This is a genomic window from Clostridium sp., from assembly GCF_047777555.1.
GTDB lineage: Bacteria > Bacillota > Clostridia > Clostridiales > Clostridiaceae > Clostridium_H.
Genome location: NZ_JBKEEV010000001.1, coordinates 130,628 through 154,262, shown reverse-complemented (window position 1 = coordinate 154,262; position 23,635 = coordinate 130,628). Strand labels below are relative to the sequence as shown.

General features: G+C 33.3%; 23 protein-coding genes, 1 riboswitch and 1 other annotated feature. Of the genes, 18 read left to right on the top strand and 5 right to left on the bottom strand.

What is annotated here, in order from left to right; translation table 11 throughout:
- The first annotated feature begins 65 nt into the window (after nucleotides 1-65).
- The 12 genes from ACFWTK_RS00760 to ACFWTK_RS00705 all read left to right on the top strand — a co-directional run bounded on the left by ACFWTK_RS00760 (nucleotide 66) and on the right by ACFWTK_RS00705 (nucleotide 12,952).
- Nucleotides 66-1,286, top strand: coding sequence for a Zn-dependent hydrolase (locus ACFWTK_RS00760; protein WP_061858142.1), 1,221 nt, complete (start codon nucleotides 66-68; stop codon nucleotides 1,284-1,286).
- A gap of 78 nt (nucleotides 1,287-1,364) precedes the next feature.
- Nucleotides 1,365-2,753 carry a dihydropyrimidinase gene (hydA, locus tag ACFWTK_RS00755; protein ID WP_061858141.1) on the top strand — a complete coding sequence of 463 codons (1,389 nt, stop codon included), beginning with the start codon at nucleotides 1,365-1,367 and terminating at the stop codon, nucleotides 2,751-2,753.
- Nucleotides 2,754-2,786: 33 nt separating this feature from the next.
- The gene (locus ACFWTK_RS00750; RefSeq protein WP_061858140.1) at nucleotides 2,787-3,269 is read left to right on the top strand and encodes a DUF1097 domain-containing protein; all 483 of its coding nucleotides are present in this window, start codon (nucleotides 2,787-2,789) and stop codon (nucleotides 3,267-3,269) included.
- Nucleotides 3,270-3,450: 181 nt separating this feature from the next.
- Complete coding sequence (locus tag ACFWTK_RS00745) at nucleotides 3,451-4,665, top strand: FAD-dependent oxidoreductase (protein WP_061858139.1); 1,215 nt, start codon at nucleotides 3,451-3,453, stop codon at nucleotides 4,663-4,665.
- Between the two features lie 11 nt (nucleotides 4,666-4,676).
- Complete coding sequence (preA, locus tag ACFWTK_RS00740) at nucleotides 4,677-5,930, top strand: NAD-dependent dihydropyrimidine dehydrogenase subunit PreA (RefSeq protein WP_061858138.1); 1,254 nt, start codon at nucleotides 4,677-4,679, stop codon at nucleotides 5,928-5,930.
- A gap of 312 nt (nucleotides 5,931-6,242) precedes the next feature.
- Complete coding sequence (gene acrC, locus ACFWTK_RS00735; protein ID WP_061858137.1) at nucleotides 6,243-7,388, top strand: acryloyl-CoA reductase; 1,146 nt, start codon at nucleotides 6,243-6,245, stop codon at nucleotides 7,386-7,388.
- Nucleotides 7,389-7,407: 19 nt separating this feature from the next.
- A complete protein-coding gene (acrB, locus tag ACFWTK_RS00730; protein WP_061858136.1) occupies nucleotides 7,408-8,211 on the top strand; it encodes an acryloyl-CoA reductase electron transfer subunit gamma in 804 nt (267 codons plus the stop codon).
- Between the two features lie 21 nt (nucleotides 8,212-8,232).
- On the top strand, nucleotides 8,233-9,339 hold the full coding sequence (gene acrA / locus ACFWTK_RS00725) for an acryloyl-CoA reductase electron transfer subunit beta (protein ID WP_415874252.1): 1,107 nt from the start codon (nucleotides 8,233-8,235) through the stop codon (nucleotides 9,337-9,339).
- Nucleotides 9,340-9,411: 72 nt separating this feature from the next.
- The gene (brnQ, locus tag ACFWTK_RS00720; RefSeq protein WP_415874251.1) at nucleotides 9,412-10,773 is read left to right on the top strand and encodes a branched-chain amino acid transport system II carrier protein; all 1,362 of its coding nucleotides are present in this window, start codon (nucleotides 9,412-9,414) and stop codon (nucleotides 10,771-10,773) included.
- 80 nt (nucleotides 10,774-10,853) lie between these two features.
- Nucleotides 10,854-11,312 (top strand): hypothetical protein, encoded by a 459-nt coding sequence (locus tag ACFWTK_RS00715; protein WP_061858133.1) that lies wholly within the window; start codon nucleotides 10,854-10,856, stop codon nucleotides 11,310-11,312.
- 51 nt (nucleotides 11,313-11,363) lie between these two features.
- Complete coding sequence (locus ACFWTK_RS00710) at nucleotides 11,364-11,741, top strand: hotdog fold domain-containing protein (RefSeq protein ID WP_061858132.1); 378 nt, start codon at nucleotides 11,364-11,366, stop codon at nucleotides 11,739-11,741.
- 29 nt (nucleotides 11,742-11,770) lie between these two features.
- Nucleotides 11,771-12,952, top strand: coding sequence for a CaiB/BaiF CoA transferase family protein (locus ACFWTK_RS00705; RefSeq protein ID WP_061858131.1), 1,182 nt, complete (start codon nucleotides 11,771-11,773; stop codon nucleotides 12,950-12,952).
- 68 nt (nucleotides 12,953-13,020) lie between these two features.
- On the opposite strand, the gene ACFWTK_RS00700 is transcribed toward ACFWTK_RS00705, so the two are convergent.
- The 3 genes from ACFWTK_RS00700 to ACFWTK_RS00690 all read right to left on the bottom strand — a co-directional run bounded on the left by ACFWTK_RS00700 (nucleotide 13,021) and on the right by ACFWTK_RS00690 (nucleotide 14,856).
- On the bottom strand, nucleotides 13,021-13,881 hold the full coding sequence (locus ACFWTK_RS00700; RefSeq protein WP_415874250.1) for a MerR family transcriptional regulator: 861 nt from the start codon (nucleotides 13,879-13,881) through the stop codon (nucleotides 13,021-13,023).
- A gap of 159 nt (nucleotides 13,882-14,040) precedes the next feature.
- Nucleotides 14,041-14,415: a L,D-transpeptidase gene (locus ACFWTK_RS00695; RefSeq protein ID WP_415874249.1), complete on the bottom strand. Its 375-nt coding sequence runs from the start codon at nucleotides 14,413-14,415 to the stop codon at nucleotides 14,041-14,043.
- Nucleotides 14,416-14,529: 114 nt separating this feature from the next.
- A complete protein-coding gene (locus ACFWTK_RS00690) occupies nucleotides 14,530-14,856 on the bottom strand; it encodes a hypothetical protein (RefSeq protein ID WP_415874248.1) in 327 nt (108 codons plus the stop codon).
- 677 nt (nucleotides 14,857-15,533) lie between these two features.
- Between ACFWTK_RS00690 and ACFWTK_RS00685 the strand changes: the two genes are divergently transcribed.
- The 3 genes from ACFWTK_RS00685 to ACFWTK_RS00675 all read left to right on the top strand — a co-directional run bounded on the left by ACFWTK_RS00685 (nucleotide 15,534) and on the right by ACFWTK_RS00675 (nucleotide 16,674).
- Complete coding sequence (locus tag ACFWTK_RS00685; RefSeq protein ID WP_415874247.1) at nucleotides 15,534-15,791, top strand: DUF4250 domain-containing protein; 258 nt, start codon at nucleotides 15,534-15,536, stop codon at nucleotides 15,789-15,791.
- A 110-nt stretch (nucleotides 15,792-15,901) separates the two neighbouring features.
- Nucleotides 15,902-16,366, top strand: coding sequence for a metallophosphoesterase family protein (locus ACFWTK_RS00680; protein ID WP_415874246.1), 465 nt, complete (start codon nucleotides 15,902-15,904; stop codon nucleotides 16,364-16,366).
- Between the two features lie 11 nt (nucleotides 16,367-16,377).
- Nucleotides 16,378-16,674: a hypothetical protein gene (locus tag ACFWTK_RS00675; RefSeq protein WP_415874245.1), complete on the top strand. Its 297-nt coding sequence runs from the start codon at nucleotides 16,378-16,380 to the stop codon at nucleotides 16,672-16,674.
- Between the two features lie 123 nt (nucleotides 16,675-16,797).
- On the opposite strand, the gene ACFWTK_RS00670 is transcribed toward ACFWTK_RS00675, so the two are convergent.
- Nucleotides 16,798-18,018, bottom strand: coding sequence for a class I SAM-dependent methyltransferase (locus tag ACFWTK_RS00670; RefSeq protein ID WP_415874244.1), 1,221 nt, complete (start codon nucleotides 18,016-18,018; stop codon nucleotides 16,798-16,800).
- A 213-nt stretch (nucleotides 18,019-18,231) separates the two neighbouring features.
- Nucleotides 18,232-18,403: riboswitch (Lysine riboswitch) on the top strand.
- 138 nt (nucleotides 18,404-18,541) lie between these two features.
- Here ACFWTK_RS00670 and ACFWTK_RS00665 point away from each other — a divergent pair.
- The 3 genes from ACFWTK_RS00665 to trpS all read left to right on the top strand — a co-directional run bounded on the left by ACFWTK_RS00665 (nucleotide 18,542) and on the right by trpS (nucleotide 22,607).
- Nucleotides 18,542-19,741, top strand: coding sequence for an aspartate kinase (locus ACFWTK_RS00665; protein WP_415874243.1), 1,200 nt, complete (start codon nucleotides 18,542-18,544; stop codon nucleotides 19,739-19,741).
- A gap of 21 nt (nucleotides 19,742-19,762) precedes the next feature.
- Nucleotides 19,763-21,061, top strand: a complete 1,299-nt coding sequence (gene lysA, locus ACFWTK_RS00660; protein ID WP_415874242.1) for a diaminopimelate decarboxylase — start codon at nucleotides 19,763-19,765, stop codon at nucleotides 21,059-21,061.
- 209 nt (nucleotides 21,062-21,270) lie between these two features.
- Nucleotides 21,271-21,510, top strand: a binding site (T-box leader).
- A gap of 86 nt (nucleotides 21,511-21,596) precedes the next feature.
- Complete coding sequence (gene trpS / locus ACFWTK_RS00655; RefSeq protein ID WP_415874241.1) at nucleotides 21,597-22,607, top strand: tryptophan--tRNA ligase; 1,011 nt, start codon at nucleotides 21,597-21,599, stop codon at nucleotides 22,605-22,607.
- A 222-nt stretch (nucleotides 22,608-22,829) separates the two neighbouring features.
- On the opposite strand, the gene yidA is transcribed toward trpS, so the two are convergent.
- Nucleotides 22,830-23,630 (bottom strand): sugar-phosphatase, encoded by an 801-nt coding sequence (gene yidA, locus ACFWTK_RS00650; RefSeq protein WP_415874240.1) that lies wholly within the window; start codon nucleotides 23,628-23,630, stop codon nucleotides 22,830-22,832.
- Nucleotides 23,631-23,635: the final 5 nt, after the last annotated feature.

Below are 23,635 nucleotides of genomic sequence, written 5' to 3'. Positions count from 1 at the left end.
TAAGCATAAATATTTATAATGTAAACGATTCATTATAAAAATTTAAAGAAGGAAGTGTGTTTTGTATGGTAACTTGTAACAAAGAAAGATTAGTTGATAAGATTGTTACATTTAGTAAATTTGGTGATACTGGAAGAGGTGGAATAACAAGACTATCTTTATCTAAAGAAGCTTTACAAGCAAGAGCAGAATTTTCTAAGAGAATGAAAGCTATAGGTGCAGATATCGTAACAGATGATATGGGAAATATGTATGCAACTATTAAAGGATCAGAGGATCTTCCACGTATAGCAATGGGTTCTCACTGTGATTCGGTAATACAAGGTGGAAATTATGATGGTATATTAGGCGTAATATCAGCAATGGAGGTTCTTGAAACTATTGTTACTGAGAAGATTCCTCACAGACATCCTATTACAGCTATGATTTGGACAAATGAAGAGGGAGCACGCTTTGACCCAGCTATGATGTCTTCAGGTGTTATAACTGGTAAGTTTGATAAAGAAAAGATGCTAGCATCAAAAGATACAGAAGGAATAACTTTTGGTGAAGCATTAGATGCAAGTGGATATAAGGGTGACGAGAAGAATAGAATGAATCCTAAAGATTATAAGGCTTATGTAGAACTTCATATTGAACAAGGTCCAGTACTTGAAGCTGAAAACATAAGTATAGGAGTTGTAGAAGGCGTTGTTGGAATGGTTAACTATGAATTTAGATTCAGAGGACAAGCTGGCCATGCAGGAACAGTTCCGCAAAAACTTAGAAGAGATGCTCTTTTAGCAGCTTCTGAAGCCATTCAATATCTTCATAGAGAACTAGATAAGCTTGACAGCAAGCTAGTATATACTACTGGTAGAATTAATTGCTCTCCAAATATTCATACAATTATACCTGATGATGTTAGATTTACTTTGGACGCAAGACATCAAGATCCAGAGGTAATAAAACAAGTTGTTAAGATAATTGAAAATATTCCAAAAGAACTTGCAAAATGTGAAGTTAGCTACAAAGAATTATGGTCACGCAAAACTGTTACTTTTGATAAAGAATTAGTTAATTTTGTTGAAAATGCTGCTAACCTTTACGGTTATTCAAGTAAGAGAATGTATAGTGGTCCTGGGCATGATGCTCAATATGTAGCAGATATGTTACCTACAACTATGATTTTCGTTCCAAGTATTGGTGGACATAGCCATTGTGAAATAGAAAAAACTGACGATGATGATTGCTTCAAGGGAGCTAATGTATTGCTACAAACAATCTTACAAATTGATAAAAAATAAAAGCTAATAGCCTGTATTTCAGTGATATGTGTTAAGTAATAGTTGCTTATTAAAAAGGTAAGAAAGAGGTGTTATATAATGGCAAAATATGATCTTGTCATTAAGAATGGAACTGTTGTTACAGCAGCAGATACATTTAAAGCAGATGTTGCTGTCAAGAATCAAAAAATAGTGGAAATAGGAGAAAATATATTAGCAACTGAAGCTGATAGAGTTTATGATGCAAATGGAATGTATCTTATACCTGGAGGAATTGATGCGCATACTCATTTAGATATGCCTTTCGGAGGAACTTACTCTAGTGATGATTTTTGCACTGGAACTAAAGCTGCTGCAATTGGTGGAACTACTACCATAGTAGATTTTGCTGTGCAACCTCAGGGTAAGACTTTACACGAGACTGCTGATATATGGAGAAAAAAGGCTGATAATAAAGCTGTTATAGATTATGGAATTCATATTGCGGTTACACAAATAAATGATGATGTAAAGAAGGAGATTCCTCAAGTTATTTCTGAAGGATATTCTAGTTTTAAAGTATTTATGGTATATGACAATATGAGAGTTGATGACTTTACTTTAATTGAAGTTTTAAAAACTGCTAGTGAGGCAGGTGGACTTATTGGTGTACATGCAGAAAACTATTATGCTATAAAGTATTTAACAGAAAAACTTCTTTCTGAAGGAAAGATTGAACCAAAGTACCATGCAATGTCAAGACCTTATATATGTGAAGAAGAGGCTACAAATAGAGCAATAAAGATGGCACAGATTTCAAATGCGCCTTTACATGTAGTTCATGTAAGCTGTGAAGAGTCTGCTGCTGCAATTAAAAAGGCTAGAGAAAAAGGCCTACCAGTAATGGGTGAAACATGTCCACAATATTTACTATTAGATGATACAAGATACGAGGAACCTAATTTTAATGGTTCAAAATATGTAATGTCACCACCATTAAGGAACAAGAAGAATAATGAAGCGCTTTGGAAGATGATTAACGATGGTGTTTTACAAACTATTGCAACAGATCACTGTCCATTTTTTATGAAACAAAAAGAATTGGGTAAGGATGATTTCACTAAGATACCTAATGGAGCTCCAGGTATTGAATTAAGAATGGCATTAATGTATTCAGAAGGTGTAGATAAGGGAAGGATTTCTTTAAATAAATTTGTTGAAATTACATCTACAAATAGTGCAAAGATATTTGGTATGTATCCTAAAAAAGGAACAATTGCAGTAGGCAGTGATGCAGATATAGTAGTTTTAGATCCTAATAAGAAAGTAAAGATAACAAAGGGTATTTTACATGAAAATGTTGATTATACACCTTATGAAGGATTTGAAATAAAAGGATATCCTGTAGCAACTTTCTCTCGAGGAGATTTGATTGCTGAAAATGGTAAGTTTGTAGGAGAAGAAGGAAGAGGAGAATTTATAAAGAGAGGAGCTCCTATAATAGTTTAATTTATAAATAATTATTTAGATTAGAGGTGAAAGATGGGTTCATTATTGTCACTTTCAATAACAACAGCCATTTTGTGCGGAATTTGGAGTTATGTAAGCGGCATAATTGGGTTATTAGGATGGGCTGGATTTTCTGGTTGCACAAGTTACTTTGCAGCAGGAGGAAAGAAGGAAGGATTAAAAGCTTCTCTTATTGCAAATATAAGTGGAGTAATTTGGGCTATGATTGCAATAAAATTAAGCCCAGTACTTGGAATTCAACCTGAAATAGCTGGATCTATTATGACAACGATAATAACATTTGGTATGTGTATTCAAGCAAAAAGTAAATTATTTGCATATATACCTGGAACTTTTTTTGGAAGTTTTTCAACTTTTGCTGCAAATGGAGATTGGAAGCTTGTATTACCTTCACTTTTATTAGGAGGCTTATTAGGACACGCATGTCAATGCAGCGGAGATTGGCTTTTTAATCTCACTAATAAAAAGAGTAGAAAAGTAGAAAAAAATTTATAAAGTAAATTAAAAACTAATATATGTATATAAGGGCTATCTCATGGTATAAAATCTCGAGATAACCCTTATGTACTCTTTATAAATGTATATCAAAGAAACCCATAAATAATAGATGGACATATATACCATCTGTTATTTGTTAGAAATATAAACTTTTATATTTATGTAAGGGGGAATTATAATGGCAAAAGTTAACAAACTCGCTTATGGTGAGCAAAATGTGCAGGATTATAATATTAGAACAGCAATTGAGGAAGCTAGTAGATGTTTATTATGTGAGGATCCACCATGCAGCAAAGAATGTCCAGCAAAAACTGACCCAGGAAAGTTTATACGTTCTATTCGCTTTAAGAATATAAAGGGAGCAGCAGAGGTTATTAGATCTAACAATATACTTGGAGCATGTTGTGCCATGATATGTCCACATGAAGACTTATGTGAAAAAGCATGCAGCAGAACCGGAATAGACAAACCAATCAATATTGGAAAATTACAAAAGTTCGCAATGGATCAAGAAAAATTATTTAATTTAAAGGTTTTAAAGGCTCCTAAGAAAAAAAGAGAAGAAAGAATTGCATGTGTAGGTTCTGGACCAGCCTCTTTAGCATGTGCTGCAAGGTTAGCTGAGGAAGGATATCAAGTAACAGTCTTTGAAGAAAAGGAAAGGATAGGCGGAATGCTTACTTATGGAATCACTCCATCACGTCTACCTCAAGAAGTTGTTGAGCAAGATATTAATTGTCTTAGGGAATTAGGTGTAGAATTTAGAACTAATGAACATATTGCACCAGAGGATATTAAGAAATTAAAAAATGAATATAATGCTATATTCATTGGTGTTGGTCTTTCTAAATCTAAGGATATTAATATTGAAGGTCGCGATTTAAATGGAGTAGAAAGTGCATTATCATTTTTAGCAAATGCTCGAAGTTCTAACGGAAAAATTGAAATAGGTGATAACGTTGTTGTTATTGGACTAGGAGATGTGGCATTGGATTGTGCAACAACTGCTAGACAGTTATCTAAGGGTAAAGTTAGCATTGTATATAGAAGAAGTATTGAGGAATCACCTGCACATAGTTCTGAACTTCACTATGCTCAAAGCATGGGAATACCTATATATACAGAGTTTGCTCCAGAGAGGATACTTGGAGAAAATAATAAGGTTGTAGGTTTAGTTTGCAAATCTAGAGACGGATACTCAGAAATGAAGTTAAAGGCAGATCATATAATCTTTGCAATTGGACAAGAAGCTAGTGAAGAATATAAAAACTATGCCATTGAAGAAGGCGTATTTGCAGCTGGAGACTTTATTAACGGCGGAAAGACTGTGGTAGAGGCAGTTGCTGAGGGAAAAGAATCTGCAGAAAAAATTATTTCATATTTAAATAAATAGGAGGGGTCATTATGGCATATAAAAAGGATTTATCTATAGAATTTTTAGGTGTAAAATGTGAAAATCCATTTTTTCTATCTTCTTCACCGGTTTGTAGCAATTACGATATGATAGCTAAGGCTTTCGATGCAGGATGGGCAGGAGTTTTCTATAAAACAGTAGGTATTTATATTCCTGATGAATGCTCTCCTAGATTTGACATAACTAAAAAGGAAGGAACTCCTTGGACAGGATTTAAGAATATGGAACAGATATCTGAAAAGCCATTAGAGGTTAATTTAGAGTATATACGAAGATTAAAGAAAGATTACCCTACTAAAGTTCTAGCTGTTAGCATTATGGGCAGCACTAAAGAAGAGTGGGAAATTTTAGCTAAAAAGGTAACTGAAGCAGGAGCAGATATGATAGAATGTAACTTCTCTTGTCCACAAATGACTAGTTCTTCCATGGGTTCTGATGTAGGAACAAATCCAGCTTTAGTATATGAATACACTAAAGCTGTAGTAGAAAACACTCATCTACCGGTTATTGCTAAAATGACACCAAATATTACTTTAATGCAGGTTCCAGCAAAGGCTGCTATAGAGGCAGGAGCTAAAGGAATATCTGCTATTAACACAGTTAAATCCATTACTAATATTGATTTAGAAAACCTAACTGCAATGCCTGTAGTAAATGGTAAATCTTCTGTATCAGGATATTCTGGTGCGGCAATAAAACCTATAGCTCTTAGATTTATTTCAGATTTAAAACATGATCCAGAACTAAAGGATATTCCAGTTTCAGGAATAGGTGGTATAGAAACTTGGCAGGATTGTTTAGAATTCTTGTTATTAGGTTGTGAAAACATACAAGTTACAACTGCAGTAATGCAATATGGATATAGAATTGTTGAGGATATGATTAGTGGATTATCTTACTATATGGAAGAGAGAGGAGTTGAAAAATTAAAAGATTTAGTAGGTTTAGCATTACCTAATATAGTTGGAGCAGATGAAATTGATCGTTCATTTAGGATTATTCCTAAAATAAATGAAGAACTATGTGTTGGCTGCGGCAGGTGTTATATTTCTTGCTATGATGGAGGACATCAAGCTATTGATTGGAATAAGGAAAATAGAAAACCTACTATAAATGATAAATGTGTTGGCTGTCATTTATGCTTAAATGTTTGCCCTGTATATCAATGCATTACTCCAGGTGAAGTTCGATTCAAGGAAAATAGAGAGCCACATGAAGTAGCTTTAAAAACTATATACTCTTAAATTAAATTAGGACTGTTGATAGGCGTATCTTATCAACAGTCTTTTTTAAAATTACTAGATACTATAGAACAGAGTTATATACTATATATCTTGAAATTATATTAGGATTTTAGCGGGGGAAAGCTTGACTGAAATTATATAAATAAAAACATAATAAAGTTGTTGACATTCCAGTAACTGGATAAGATAACATTTTATATGAAATATAGCAAGAAGAGTATTAGAAAATAAGATGAAGCATCAAAGTGTGGTCATTAAATATAGTATTAAAAAATGTCTCTACTCCATATTAAAGAAAGGATGAGAAAGCATATGGATTTTTCATTAACCAGAGAACAGGAAATGATTAAAGACTTAGCTCAACAGTTTGCCGAGAATGAATTAGAACCAGCTGCAGCACGTATTGATCTTGAACATGTTTTTCCAGAAGAAAATTTCAAAAAGATGGCATCACTGGGGTTTACGGGAATAGGCATTCCTAGTCAGTACGGAGGTTCTGGTGGTGGTGCATTAGAAAAAGTTATAGCTGTTTCAGAGTTTGCAAAGAAGTGTATGACTTCTGCAGCAATTTTATCAATCCATCTAATTGCACCTCAATGTATCTACAGGCATGGAAATGAAGAGCAGAAGCAGAAATATCTTCCTATGATTACAAAGGGGGGATCCTTAGGAGCATTTGCACTCACCGAGCCAAATGCTGGTTCTGATGCAGGTTCCGTAAAGACAACAGCTATTTTTGATCCGGAAACAAATGAGTATATATTAAATGGAACAAAGTGCTTTATTTCTGGAGGCAGCCGTGCAGATGTACTTATAGTATTTGCACTTACACAGCCTAACAAGGGATTAAAGGGAATGTCTGCAATCATAGTTGAAAAAGGAACACCAGGATTTAGTGTTGGTAAGATTGAGGAAAAAATGGGACTTGCAGGTTCGGAAACGGCTGAACTTATATTTGAAGATTGCCGTGTTCCAGCTTCTAATCTTATTGGAAAAGAAGGGGAAGGTTTTAAAATTGCAATGCAAGCACTTGATAGAGCGCGTATAGGAATAGGGGCTCAAGCTGTAGGAGTTGCAGAAGGTGCTTTAGAACTTTCTATTAAATATTCAAAAGAACGTGTGCAATTTGGCAAGCCAATTGCAAATTTGCAGGGCATACAATGGTATATTGCTGATATGGCAACAAAGACAATGGCTGCAAAAACCCTTGTACAGTATGCTGCATATCTTGAGGATTCTGGGAAACCTTTTACAACAGAGGCAGCTATGTGTAAGCTTAATGCTTCTGAAAATGCACGTTTTGTTACAAATTTAGCACTCCAAATTCATGGAGGATATGGCTATATGAAGGATTATCCATTGGAACGTATGTATCGTGATGCTAAAATTACAGAAATTTATGAGGGTACTTCTGAAATTCATAAAGTAGTTATCTCTAGAGCAGTTATGAATAAATAGAAAAGGGGTGTAGGGAATAATGAGAATTTATGTTTGTGTTAAACAGGTTCCGGATACTTCAGGTAAAGTTGCAATAAATCCAGATGGAACTCTAAATCGTGCTTCTATGGCTACTATAACCAATCCAGACGATATGGGCGCCATGGAGCAGGCACTTAGACTTAAAGATATAACCGGATGCAGGGTAACAGCGATAACAATGGGTCCTCCTCAAGCAGAGAAAATGCTTCGTGAGCTTCTTGCCATGGGTGCAGATGATGCTGTTCTGATTTCTTCGCGAGAATTCAGTGGCTCTGATACATTTGCAACATCTCAGATTATTGCAGCAGCAATTTCACATCTTGGAATTAGTAAAGAGGACATCATTTTCTGTGGACGTCAGGCAATTGATGGGGATACAGCGCAGGTTGGACCTCAAATTGCAGAAAAGCTTAATATTCCTCAAGTTACTTATGTATCTGAAATTAGTAAGAAAGATAATGAACTAGTAGTAAAGCGTATGCTTGAAGATGGATATATGATAATTCAGGTTCAAACTCCTTGTCTAATCACATGTATAAAAGAAAAAAATTCTCCAACTCGTTATATGACTATAGATGGTATTATGAATTGCTATAAGAAACCACTTACAATCCTTGATTTCCAAGCACTTAAGGATGAACCATTAATTGAGGTGGATACAATTGGGCTTAAAGGTTCACCTACTAATATATTCAAGTCTTTTACACCACCTCAGAAGGGTGTAGGCATGATGTTTGAAGGGGCTAGCAGAGAAGCAATAGCAGATTTAGTAGCGAGATTACAGGAGAAACATGTTATTTAATTTGAAAGGAGACATGAGAATATGGATTTTAATAGTTCTGATATAGGTGCATTCAAGGATATTTGGGTGTTTTGTGAGCAGCGCAATGGAAAACTAATGAATACTGACTTTGAATTAATCTCCGAAGGTCGTAAACTGGCTGATGAACGTGGTTCAAAGCTTGTCGGTATACTTCTTGGACACAATGTAAAAGACATTGCCAGAGAACTTGGAGGATACGGTGCGGACAAGGTAATTGTATGTGATGATCCTGCCTTAAATGTTTATACAACAGAGGCATATACAAAGGTGCTTTGTGATGTTGCAATGGATAAGAAACCTGAAGTTATCTTAATGGGAGCATCTAGCATTGGCCGAGATCTTGGCCCACGTTGTGCAGCGCGTTTACATACAGGCCTTACAGCAGACTGCACACATCTTGATATTGACATGGAGAAGTATGTTGATTTTCTTACAACATCTTCTACACTTGATTTATCCAAGACAACCTTCAAAATGGATGATATGAACTTAAAAATGACACGTCCTGCATTTGGAGGACATCTTATGGCAACAATTATCTGTCCACGTTTCAGACCATGTATGTCGACTGTACGTCCAGGTGTTATGAAGAAGTCAGAGTTTAACCAAGCAAAGGCTGATGCATGTGAAGTAGAGATGTATCCTATTTTTATTTCTGAAAGTGACATAAATACAAAAGTTCTTAAGGTTGTTAAGGAAGCAAAACAGATGATTGACTTAATTGGTGCGGATGTTATCGTTTCCGTAGGTCGTGGTATTGGTAAGAATGTTGAGGCTGGAATCAAGCTTGCTCATAAGCTTGCAGAGGCTTTTGGTGGCGGAGTTATAGGTGGAAGCCGTGCTGTTATTGACTCTGGTTGGCTCACAGCAGATCACCAGGTTGGTCAGACAGGTAAGACTGTACATCCAAAGGTTTATATTGCTCTTGGTATTTCTGGTGCAATTCAACATAAGGCAGGTATGCAGGATTCCGAATTAATAATCGCAGTAAATAAGGATGCAACAGCTCCAATCTTTGACTGTGCAGACTACGGTATTATTGGAGACTTATTTAAGGTTGTTCCAATGATGATTGAGGAAATTACAAAGGCAAAAAGCAATAAATAATCTTATTTTAAGTGTATTAAATATAATGTTGGTGTCTTGGCTAAGATAAATATTTAATTAGCGGAGGTATATATGAATAAAAATTTGAATAAGAATGGAGATTTGAAATTACCAGCGCTAATATTAATGGGTGGAGCACTCTTCTCAATGCACTTTGGTGCATCTAGTATGGTGTGGCCAGTGAACTGGGGGAAAGAGAGTGGTACATCCGTAATAATTGCGTTCTGTGGAGCATTTATAACATCTTTATTACTTACATTGCTTGCATATGTTGCACTATCAAGAGGTAATGGTACCTATAAAGAAATTACTAAACGTGTACTTGGGAATAAACTAGGTTTATCATACACAGTCATAACGATTGTTGTGCTCGGACCTTTATATGCTATTCCACGTATGAGTGCAGCGGCTTGGGACTCAATAGTACAGGCTTTTGCTTTAAATCCAGAAGCAAAATTACCACTGATTATATTTACCACATTATTCTATCTTATAACTTATTGGTTCTTAATGAATCCTGGAAAGACAATGGATCGTATTTCACAGATTCTTTTCCCGTTCCTTCTTATCATTGTCATTATTGTTGTAGGTAAGGGACTTATCTCCCCAATTGCAGAGCCAGTTGCAAAGACATATGAGGGTTCAGCATTTGCCTACGGTTTTACAAACGGTTATGCAACAGCCGAAATTCTTTGCTCATTAATATTCGGGATTGTTATCTTAAATGGTCTTAAAGAAAAAGGTATTTCTGAGGAACGTATGAGTAAGAATATCATCAGAGTTGGCATCGTTGGTATAGCAATGTTAAGCTGTACGCACTTTTGCCACATGTTAATTGGTGCTTCCACAGGGGGAACAATAGATTTAGAATATACAGCTCTTTACACAGCAGTTTCTACTAAACTTATTGGACGATTAGGAGGAATACTATTTTCATTAGCACTACTCTTTGCAGCCCTCACAACAGCAATCGGTATGACTTCTGGATGTGCCGAGTTTTTCGTGGATGTATCAGAAGGAAAGACTACCTATAAGAAGGCATCCATCATAGTCTTGATTTTTAGCACAATTTTTGGATGTATGGGCCTTTCTTCAATACTTACAATTCTAGGACCAATTCTTGATGGTATTTACCCAGCAGCTATCGTACTTGTTTTATATTATTCATTAATGCCAAACAACCAAAGTGAAAGACATTTAAATCTATGCCGCTATGCAATGATAACATCCTTAATATTTGGAGTTTATGATAGCATTTATACTTATGGAATTAAGTTAAATATAAATTTAGGTTACTTAAGCACATTATATGAGAGCCTTCCGCTATCATCTGACAAGCTAGCGTGGGTACCATGGACAGCAGTAGCTGCAATTATGGGTTATTTAGTATTCCAAAAAAACAAAGTAGTATCTGATAAAAATATAAAAGTCTAGTAGTTTAAAACTTAGTTAAATCAATGCGTGCGCAATTGCGCAGGCATGTAAATAATAAAAAATATTAGGAGGATGTCATAATGAGAAGAGTATCTTTTTTAAGCTATAACATGACAACAGCAGATGCTGGCAATCCAGATGGACTAGTACCAATTGGGCGTCAATTTGATTTTATCGGAGACGCTGAAACAGAACAAATGATTTTAAATGATGGTGATGAGTCACTTTGCCTTGGATATCATGATGTTAAATGCTACAAAGATATTTATGTAGGAGATATGGTTGATTTTAAAGCAACTCTTATACATGCTGGAAACACATCTCGTGACTGTAAAATTGAAGTTTATAAAGTTGCAACACCTGCTTTTCGTGAAGGGAAAACCGATTGTAAACCAGGAGATATGATTTGGTTCGATGAACCTGTACTTTGTACAGAAGGATATGTTCGCTTAGTAGTTAAAAAGCACTTACAGCGTGGAGCACAACCAGATGGAACAGTAAAAGATCCATGGCGTGCACTAGAGGATTTTCCAGAATAAATCTAAGATAAAAATCTAAATCCAAAATATAAAATAAAGGAGAGTTGTGTTATGAATGAACAACAAACAGTAACATTTCGTTATAGAATGTCAGACCGTGATGTATTTTATGGCGGCGGAGTTGTAAACGGTGCAAGAAATATTACACTTATGAATGATGTAGCAAACAGACTTATGGCGAAAGAATTTGGAAACACAGGTCATTGTGTTGAGGTAAAGAAAGTTCGTCTTTATCTTCCTTCATATGCAGGCGACTATATGGAGTATATTGGAAGAATTAAGAAGATAGAAGGGAAACGTGCATTAATTGAAGTTCGTGCTTTTAAGATTATTGAAGTTCCTGAAAATCCACCATACCCAAGTTCTATTGATGTATTACCTGATCCACCGCTATCAGCAGTAGTTCAGTTTGTCTATGAGGCATATTAATATAGGTCAAATATAGGGGGAGTTTATAGATGAGAAAAGCACTTGAAGGTTTAAAAGTAATTGACCTCACTACCGCATTAAATGGACCATTCTGTACAATGATTTTAGCTGACTATGGTGCAGAGGTTATAAAGATTGAGCCAGTTGATGGTGAACAATCTCGTACATGGGGACCGATTGATGAAAAGAGTGGTGAAAGTGGTTTCTATTGCTTTGTAAACCGTAATAAAAAGGGAGTAACTCTTAACCTTAAAACTGAAAAAGGGTTACAGATGTTCTATGATCTTGTAAAAGATGCTGATATTTTAGTTGAGAACTATAAGGGTGGAGTTACAAAGAGGCTTGGTATTGATTATGAGTCTGTAAAGAAGGTAAATCCAACTATTATTTATGCTTCAGGTTCAGGATTTGGACAATATGGACCAATTACACATCGTCCTTGTTATGATATCGTAGCACAGGCCATGGGTGGTATGGTTTATCTTACAGGTTTTAAACACACAGATCCAGTAAAGGTTGGACCTTCTATTGCAGATCATGTTGCAGGAATTTATTTATCAGTAGGAATACTATTAGCCCTTTACAATCGTGAAAAGACAGGTAAAGGACAACATGTTGACGTATCAATGATAGATACAATTTTCAGTTTACTCGAAAATGCAATTGTAAACTATACAATAGGTGGTTTTATTCCAGAACGTCAAGGAAATATAGATCCATCTATATGTCCATTTGATATTTATAAGTGTAAGGATGGTTTTGTAGCTCTTGGAGTTGGTAATGACAGGTTATTTAAAAAATTCTGTGCTACTATAGGTCATGAAGAACTTCTTGAAGATCCTCGTTATAAAACAAATGTTTCTCGTTGTGAAAACTATGTACCAGATTTACAAAATATAATTCGTGACTGGTGCAAGAATTATACGAAGAAAGAAATAGAAGATATAATGGATAAAGCAGGAATCCCATGCGGTCCAGTATTAAACGTTAAAGAGGCAATAGAGCATCCACATATTCAGGCGAGAGAAATGATGGTGCATGTTAATCACCCAACAGCAGGAGAACAATATTACCAAGGCTGTGTTATAAAGCTTTCAGAAACTCCAGGTAGTGTAGAAGCTCCATCTCCATTATTAGGACAACATAATGCAGAAGTTTTCGGACTTACAGAAGAAGAAATTAAAAATCTAAAATCAGAAGGTGTTATATAATTAAGAATGAAATGGGAACTCATAAGAAGAGTTCCCTAAGCTTTTGATTTATAGAAATTGTTTACAATTCAAGCTTTTGTTACAGGAATTATTACTTTTGTAATATGCTCGTCTACATTGTTTACATCAAGAGGTGATATAATAAATTCTTCAGATATATTACCTGCAATCTTGTAACCATTTTTGTTAATCCACTGTATCATTTTTATATGAGTATTTACAATATTTGAGTAATTTCCAATGTGGGTAGTAGTGACGGCGGTAAATCCTCCAAACTTTCTGCAATTCTCGTATTTTGTAGGAGATTCTATGCACATTCCAAATTCAACTAGAGAATCTTTATATAAAAACTGCTCAAGAGGTTTTGAATGATATGTAACAATAATTGATCCTTTGCTTTTTAGCTGTAGATTATTGCATAAATTAATTATTTCAACCCATCTTTCTAAGGATACTTCTGCATTGGAGTAATTTTTCATTACTTTTTTAGTAAAGACTAAATCGATCTCAGGAATTTCCTCAATGTGTATATCATTATTTAAAATATCATCTTTGTCACAATAAGAAATGATATCTGCTCCTTTCTTCAGTCTTTCTAGAAAAACATAGGTGTCAGAATATTTTTTTTCAAGGTCATTTATTTCCTTGGACATTTCTAGGAGTTTATGCTCTATATTTTTTTTTAGGGTTTCGGCTTTGTTATCATTTACTATTTGGCGAATTTCTTCTAATGTAAATTCGAGCATTCTTAATCTACGAATTATACATATTGTTACCATCTGATCCTTACTATAATATCTGTATTTATTTCCTTCATCTCTAAGTTCAGGAACAACCAGTTTTATCGAATCATAATAACGCAATGTTTTCTTAGGGACATTACAAATTTTTGACACTTCGCCTATTGAATATTTATCTTCTCTTTTCATTTACAAACCTCCATATATTTCCTTATGAGTTAATTTTATGTTACTATTAATGCAGAAGAAGTTCAATAGATTAATAGTTAAAAGTTCTTGCTAATATTCTAAAATTGAAATTCAAAGAAAGCTGGAGATGAAAATTTAAAATAAAGAAATAGAAAAGATTTAAACAATCCTCACAGGCGTTCCCACAGGAACTAGATTATAAAGCTCAATAACATTAGCATTATGAAGCCTAATACAACCATTAGATATAGCTTTTCCAATAGATGAAGGATTATTTGTTCCGTGAATACCATATCCTTTTTTAGATAACCCAAGCCACCTTGCACCAAAAGGTCCTCCTGGATTAAAAGCTTTATTTATAATTCTAAAATTTCCTCTAGGGGTAGGGGTGGAAGGTTTACCTACAGCTATAGGGTAAGTTTTAAATACCTTTCCATTTTGATATAGTATAAGTCTACGGGCAGAAACATTAATTGTAATACTATACTTTGGGTTTGGCAATCTGTATATAGGTATATAGGGAAGAATATACATATAAACCTCCAAAAATAAAATTAGTCTTTTTATAATATGAAAAAGGATATGATTATGATAAAATAAAAAATCATCAATTAACACTAAAATGTTAATCGATGATTTTTAATATGTCTATTTAAGCCCCTTTATTTTTCCTCTTAATGCCTTTAGACGATCATTTACATAACTGATAAGCTTATCATTATCATTCTTAACGTCAGCTGAAGCACTAGAGACTATACTTATAATATCAAGCTTATTTCCTTTGACTTGTTTAGCAATCTCGGCAGCTAAGCATCTATCTTTTACCTTCCAATAAGTATCGTTAAACCTAGCCGCTTGAGTTTTGGTATAATATCCCTTCTCTATACCAAACTGAAATAAATCTGCAGCAGCTTCTAATTCTTCAGAATCCTCAGCTTCTAGGGTTTCGTTTATAAGATCTTCAAATTTTTTCATTGTAGCACCTCTTTCGAATGAGATAATAATATTTTAAACTTATGCTGTATTTCATATACTGGAGCATATTGGTTCAAAACTATAAAATAATCACATAATATAATATATTATTTTGTACTCCTGACTAGTATATTATATATGAAAATACGTATTTGACAATAGAAGAACTTAATAAAATTGCGATGGAATTTTATTAAGTGAAGAAGTGGAGACGCTGAAGTCCTAAGTTTAGAGAGTTTAGCGAGTATAGAGAGTGTAGGCTCTAAAGTGCTGAATTTAGCCGTTAGGCTGCTGAGTTTGATACATTTTTTTAAGTGCACTTAGATATGAAGTTTAAATAAACGCTAATAATTGTAAGTCTAATATTAGATTTGTCTGTATGTGTATTCATTTTTACTAAAACGCTCTTATTTAATATAAATGTTGATAATCCTTTTAATATTGAACTGGAGTATGAGATTTGCATTGTAGAAAGCGTTGAACTAGTATTAGAAGCTCTTTATTTGTGAGTTTAAAACACCGTAAGAACTTTCTATTGTCTAAACGACAGTGAGTTTAGAAGGTTTAAGAGTTTTAAAGTCAGAAATACTAGAGCTTCTTTGCGTAGTGAAGCTTTCCTAAATGCAAATCTCATATGGAATGTTCAATATTAAAGATTTTCACAATTTATTTCTATTATGATGATTTTGATATATTATAAAAATACGGCTTATAATTTTTATTTGGATGGTGATATAATAATGGATAGGGAAAAGCTTTTAGTCATGGAGCCTTATATGCTATTGAGTGTAGTTAACATGAAATTAAGAGATGAATTTACTAGCCTTGAGGATTTTTGTAATAACTATGAAATAGACATTGAAAAAATCAAAAGCAAATTGAAATCAGTAGGGTATGAATATACTGAATCCATTAACCAATTTACAGCGATGTAGATTAGAGTATGAGAAGATAAATAGGAACCTCATGATGATTTTAGAGGTTCTATTTTTATATTAAAATTATATTTTTATGAAATTTGAATCATAAGGAGATAATAATGAGTATGCATAAGATAGGAGTAATTTCAGATACCCATGGATTGTTAAGAGAAGAAGCTATATCAGCATTCAATGATGTGGATATGATAATTCATGCAGGAGATATTGGAGATAGTTATATTATAGAAAAATTAAATACTAAAGCTCCTGTGGCTGCTGTGAGAGGTAATAATGATAAAGGAGAACTTGCTAAAATATATCCTAAAACTGAAGTAGTGGAGATTGGAGGAAAGTTTATATACATATTGCATGATATAAATGAGTTGGATTTAGATCCTAAAGGAGCTGGTTTTGATGTGGTTATTAGTGGACATTCTCATAAGCCTTCAATAGAAGAAAGAGATGGAATATTATATTTAAACCCAGGAAGTGCAGGGCCAAGAAGATTTAGACTACCAGTCAGTATTGCTTATCTTGAAATCTATGAGAATTTAGTTGAAGCAAAAATAGTTGAACTAGCCATTAAGTGAGGGGGGATAATATGATTATTGCTTTAGTAATAGGCTTATTTGTTGCTGCTATAGGAGCTTTAGTTTCCATGGCAATTGATAATTGGCAGTTTTCCTTTGCCATATCTGGAGTTGCAGCTGTAATGAGTATTGTAATGTCTAGTATGTTTAGAAATATAGGTATAATTTCAAGAAAAAGAGCAGAAGCAAGAGGAGAAAAAGGAAATAAGGCATTAGAGGAAGGAGAAAACTGGGCAAGGGCGTTATCCTTATTTGGTCTTCCTAACATTATAATTACTATAGTACTATACTTTAAGCTTTATAGATAAATTTTTAATATTGAACTTAAATATGAGATTTGCATTGTAGAAAGCGTTGAACTAGCATTAGAAGCTTTCCTAAATGCAAATCTCATATGGAATGTTCAATATTAAAGATTGTCACAATTTAGTTTAGTTGTCCCATTCATTTAAAAATCTATAAAGTGCTGGATACACATTTAACGCTTGCATTAAATTTAAATATTCTTCCATGGCTTTAGGATTTTCATCTTTTGTCTTTACGGCTCTAATCATAAGGTTTTTAGGAGTTTCAAGAGGGGATATATATTCAACTACAGAAACATCATATCCTTTTGCTTCAAGCATAGCAGCTCTCATGCCATCAGTTAGAATATCAGCCATTCTAGCCTTTAATATTCCATGTTTTATTACAGTTTTAAAAGGTTCATAGGAATATTGGTTTAAAAGTTCTCTATGACAGCAAGGAACTGCAATTATAACGTCGGAGTTCACTCTTATTCCTAAAGCAAGAGCCATATCAGTTGCAGTGTCGCAAGCATGTAAAGATAGCACCACATTTATCTGTCTGTTTGGAACATAGTCTTTTATGTCCATAGCATGAAATTCCATATTTCTATAACCAAGATTTTCAGCCATTTTTCTTGAAGATTTTATTACAGACTCAGAGTAATCTATTCCTATAAAGTGACACTTTAATTTTTTAACTTCTGTTAAGTAATAATTTAAAACAAATGAAAGATAGGACTTACCGCATCCACAATCTAATATAGTTAAAGTTCCTTTATTTGAAAGCTTATCAAATATGCTCTCTAAAAGTTCAACATAGTGGTCTATTTGATTATATTTTCTTATCTTGTCATTTTTAATTTTTCCATCTTTAGTCATAATGTTGATTTCTTTAAGAAGAGCGTCAGCTTTTCCAACTTTAATAAAATAATTTCTGTTGAGCAAAGTAGATGTTTTAGCATCTGCATTGTGGTCATTACATCCTACATCACATACTCCGCTAGACTTACTATCTGATTTATCAGAAGGAGATTCAGAAACCTCTATATTTCTCATTGAAACATTTTTATTATCTGCAGTAATCAATATATTAGTACCTCTTTCACTATACACAAGTTTGAGAGATTCATAAATTTCTGCATCCTTTACTATACCATTAAGTATATCACTTATATTTTTTACTACAGTTACTCCATTGAAATTATATTTTATGTTCCCATTTTCATAGAAACCTGTTCCTTTAAAAGTTTTTAATCCAGCTTTAAAAACAACTGTAATTTCTTTAAAAATAGAACTGTTTTCAGAATATCTATTTTCTAGTCCCATAAAGAAAAGCTTTAGTTTAGTTATACTTTGTTTATTCATATGTAATTTCAAATCCTCCAATTTCCTAAGTTTTGTAATAGATATAGTATAGCAAAGAAAATTAAGAGTTGACAATTCATTATTTTGTCTTATATTATGATAAAAATTTAGTGTGACAAATTTTTCTAAGAAGTGAATAAAAAATACTTGATTATAAAAAAATATTATGATAAACTATGAATAATTTAAAATTAAAAATTAATAACGTTAGTTACCTAGGGTAGAGGTGCTGTAATTAAGAGTATTTGCTAAGAGTCGGCAGGCAGAGATGAGCAAAGAAAGGAATTATAGCCGAAGAAGATAAATTGGCGAATTTATCTTCTGGCTTTGCACAGAATATGTGTAAGGCTGTCACGTTAAGTTTACGTGGAGAGCTACAAGGTACACTGAGTTCGGAATATATTTTAATATTGCGGCGAGGGTGTTCCTTGTCGTAATATTTTTTTATTTAAAAATATTGTTTCGAAGAGTGATACCTTGTATAAAAAACTTGGCGATGGTTACTAAAAAGGGGGTTATACATATGGGTATAGTTGTGCAAAAATATGGTGGAAGTTCTGTAGCCACAACAGAAAAAATAAAAAGAATTGCGGATACTTTAATAAAAAGGAAAGAGCAAGGAGATGATTTAGTAGTTGTTGTATCTGCAATGGGTGATACAACAGATGATCTAATATCCTTAGCTAAGCAAATTTCTAAGAATCCAGATAAGAGGGAATTGGATGCTTTAATGTCTACAGGAGAGATGATGTCTTGTGCATTACTTTCTATGGCAATAAAAGAAAAAGGATATGATGCAGTAAGTTATACTGCATATCAAATAGGTGTAAAAACCAGTGGACAATATGGAAAAGGCTTGATTGATGATATAGATGATACAAAAATAAGTGAAAGTTTGAAAGAAGGAAAAATTGTAATTGTAGCAGGATTTCAAGGGATTAATGAAGAGGGAGATATAATCACTTTAGGAAGAGGTGGTTCCGATACATCTGCAGTTGCTTTAGCTGTTAAGCTTAAAGGAACATGTGAAATTTATACAGATGTGGATGGAATATATAGTGTAGATCCTAGGAGATATAAAGAGGCGAAAAAGCTAAATGTTATTGACTATGAGGAAATGCTGGAGTTGTCAAGTTTAGGAGCTCAAGTTATGCATTCAAGATCGATAGAACTTGCTCAAAAATATGGCATTCCTTTATATGTAGGTTTGAGCAATAGTGATATTAAGGGAACAATTATTAAGGGGGTAGACAAAATGAATTTAGAAAGTAAACCAGTAACAGGACTTGCAACTAGTGATGATGATATAGCAGTAACTTTGAAGGATATAAATGCAGATATAAACATTTTATCAAATTTATTTGAAACTATAGGAAGCAAGAAAATCAATATAGACATGATAAGTCAAACTGCACCTTTAAATGATAAAGTGAATGTGTCTTTTACTATTCCTAAGGATGAACAGGAAGAATGTATGAAAATAATAAAGAACTTTGCAAGTGATGAAAACATATCAATAGATGAAGATATAACTAAATTTTCAGTTGTAGGAATAGGAATGAAGAATACTTCAGGTGTGGCTGCTAAGATGTTCAAGTTGTTTAGCGAAAATGATATAAATGTAAAAATGATTACAACATCAGAGATAAGAATTACTTGTGCCATAAGTCAAGAAGATAAAACTAAGGCAATCCAAATCGTAGCAAAGGAATTTAATCTTTAAAAATAGAGTGGGGGCTTTAAAATGAAGCTATTTGGAACTATGAAAATTGAGAATGATGAATTATATATAGGGGGAGTTAGTACATTAAAATTAGCAAAGGAATTTGGAACTCCTTTGTATGTTATGGATGAAGAATTGATAAGGAATAATTGCAGAAGATATTATAAAGGTTTTAAAGTAGATGAAGGACAAAATAAAGTAGCTTATGCTGGTAAGGCATTTTTAACTATAGCAATGTGCCAGATAATAAATGAGGAAGGCTTGTGCCTTGATGTTGTTTCAGGTGGAGAGTTATATACTGCCTATAAAAGTGGATTTCCTATGGAGAAGGTGTTTTTCCATGGAAATAATAAAACTTTAGAAGAAATAGAGATGGGAATTAAACTTGGAGTTGGTAGATTTATTGTAGATAATTTCTATGAGATTGAAAAAATCAATGAAATAGCTGAAAAGTATGGAAAGACTCAAAAAATACTTTTAAGAATTACTCCAGGAATAGAAGCACATACTCATGATTATATAAAAACGGGTCAAATAGATTCTAAGTTTGGATTTACTATGCTGCAGAACCAAACCATTCAGGCTGTAGAGAGAGCAAATTATCTTAAAAATATAGAACTTATGGGATTTCATTGTCATATCGGTTCTCAGATTTTTGATATAGAACCTTATAGAGATGCAGTAAAAATAATGCTTTCTTTGATAAAGGAAGTTAAAGATAAATTAAATTATGAGATAAAAGAGTTAGACTTAGGTGGTGGCTTCGGTATATACTACAACGATGGAGATTCACCAAAGAAATTTGAAGAATTTTGTGATGCTATATTAGAAGAAGCAGAAATCATCAGTAGAGATTTAAATATAGAATTGCCAAGTTTGATTATTGAACCAGGAAGATCTATAGTTGGTAATGCAGGGACTACTCTATATACTATAGGCTCAATAAAAGAAATTCCAAAAGTAAGAAAGTATGTAGCTGTGGATGGAGGAATGACAGATAATATTAGACCTGCACTTTATAATGCAAATTATGAATGTGTTATAGCAAATAAGGTAAATTCATCTTTAAAAGAGACTGTTACAATCTCAGGAAAATGCTGTGAGTCAGGGGATATATTATTGAATGATGTGGAAATTCCTGAAGCTGAAAGTGGAGATATACTAGCAGTATTAAGTACTGGAGCTTATGGATATTCAATGTCCAGCAATTATAACAAGATTCCTAGAGCTGCAGTAGTATTGGTTAAGGATGGCAGTGCAAAGCTTATTTGCAAAAGACAGTCCTATGAGGATTTAATAAAAGGAGAATTAGAGCTTTAAGTTTTAAAATAATTTAGCCCAATTTCAATTTTAAAATATATTAAAAACGGAGATCTTGCGTTATAGATTTTGTTAGCGCTAGATCTTTGTTTTTTATCTTTAATTATAGGCTAAATAGTGTTTTATAAAAATAATTATGGAACTTGAAAGTGCTATATGAAGGCTATTGACAAAAATGAATAATAAGAATATTATATTTAAAAAGTATATTTTAATCGATGAAAAGAAGCAAGTAGGCTTAAAAACAGATTTCCAGAGAGCTGTATGTGGTGGGATTATAGCAATTATGCTTAAGCTGAATGGGTCTTTGAGGTTTTAGGATGAAATTAAGTAGTTCTAAACGTTCTAGTCTTACGATATAAAGACAGGATATATTTATGTATCTTATGAGAGGAAATACTTTAGTATTTTGAATTTAGGTGGCACCGCGTGCATATTACGCCCTATATAGCAAAAAATGTTATATAGGGCTTTATTTTTATTATAGATTTGTCAATAATTATAATTTTAATAATAGAAATCGGAGGGATATATGATGGAAAACGCTGAACAAAAGAAGGTTATTTTTAGTGGAATACAGCCTTCAGGAGAACTTACTTTAGGAAATTATTTAGGGGCCCTAAAAAACTGGGTTAAACTTCAAGATGAATATGATTGCTACTATTGTATAGTTGATATGCATGCCATAACAGTAAGACAAGAGCCAAAGGATTTGAGAAGAAGAACACTTGAGGTTCTTGCTATATACATTGCTGCAGGAATAGACCCAGAAAAAAACACAATATTTATACAATCTCATGTGCCAGCACATGCTGAAGCTGCATGGCTTTTAAACTGTAACACATATATGGGCGAACTTTCAAGAATGACTCAATATAAGGATAAGTCCCAGAGGTATGGAAATAATATCGGGGCAGGACTTTTTAACTATCCAGTGCTTATGGCAGCAGATATACTTTTATATCAAGCCGACTTAGTTCCAGTTGGAGGAGATCAAAAGCAGCACTTGGAATTAACACGTGATATTGCTGAAAGATTTAACAATGCATATAGTCCTACTTTTAAAATACCAGAACCATATATACCAAAGGCTGGAGCAAAAATCATGGATCTTCAAGACCCCACTAAAAAGATGTCTAAGTCTTCTGATAATCCTAATTCTTATATACTTATAATGGATCCACCAGAAGTTATCAGAAAGAAAATATCAAGAGCTGTTACAGATAGCATAGGAGTAGTAAAATTCAGTGATGAACAGCCTGGAGTTAAAAATTTAATTACAATTTTGAGCGTGATTAAAGGAAAGTCTATTGAGGAAATAGAGAAAGAGTATGAAGGTCAAGGATACGCTCAATTTAAAAAGGATGTAGCAGAAGCTGTAGTAGGAGAGCTTGAACCAATTCAAACTAAGGTGAAAGAACTTACATCTAACAAAGAATATCTTGAAAGCATTTATAAAAAGGGTGCAGAAAAGGCAAATTATGTAGCTAATAAAACTCTAAGAAAAATGCAAAAGAAAATAGGGTTTATACCAGTAGCAAGATAAATATTAGAACTAAATTGTACAACAATTTAGTTCTAATTTAGAAAGGCTTTATTTCTGGATTTAAAACACCGTAAGAACCTTCTATTGTCTGAGCGACAGCGAGTTTAGAAAGTTTAGGAGTTTTAAATCCAGAAATATTAGAGCTTCTTTGCAAAGTGAAGCTTTCCTAAATGCAAATCCCATAGGTGATGTTCCATATAAGAAAATTGCTGTGCATTTTTCTTAAAGTATAAACTTATTTATAACGTGTGCAACTCCGCTCTCATTATTAGAGTAGGTTATGTAGTCTGCAGCTTTCTTTACATTTGGAAAGGCATTTTCCATAGCAACTCCAAGTCCAGCATATTTAATCATATGAAGATCATTTTCAGCATCTCCTACACATATAATTTCACTAGGTTTTATATGAAGCTTTTTGGCTAAGGATTCAACGCCAGTCCCTTTATTTACTTCTTTATGCATAAACTCTAAAAAGTATGGGTAACTTCTTACAACAGTATACTTATCATAAACCTCTTTAGGTAGAGTATTAATAGCTAAAGATATCTTTTCTTCTGGTCCTACGAATAAGATTTTAATAATTTCTAAAGGACCACTGATAGTATTAAAATCTACCTCTTCAATAGAAACCCTATTCATGTTAGCTTCAATTTTTGTATATTTATTACATATAGGTGTGATACAGTTTGAAGTGGTTAAAGCATGTATATATATATTCAATTTTTTACTCAATTTATATAAATATAGAAGGTCTTCATAATTTAATAATACTTTTGTGATAATTTCATTAGTACTCGAGTTTATAACTATGGAGCCATTACAAGTGACACAATAGTTATTCCCATCTGTAATATCTAGCTCTTCAAGATAAGGCTTTATGCCTTTTAGAGTTCTTCCTGTAGCCAAAACAATTTTAACTCCTTTATCCTTAGCCTTTTTTATGGCCTGTTGATTTTCTTTTGATATAATATTATTTTTGTCTAGAAGAGTTCCGTCCATATCTAAAGCTATCAATTTATACATTTAGA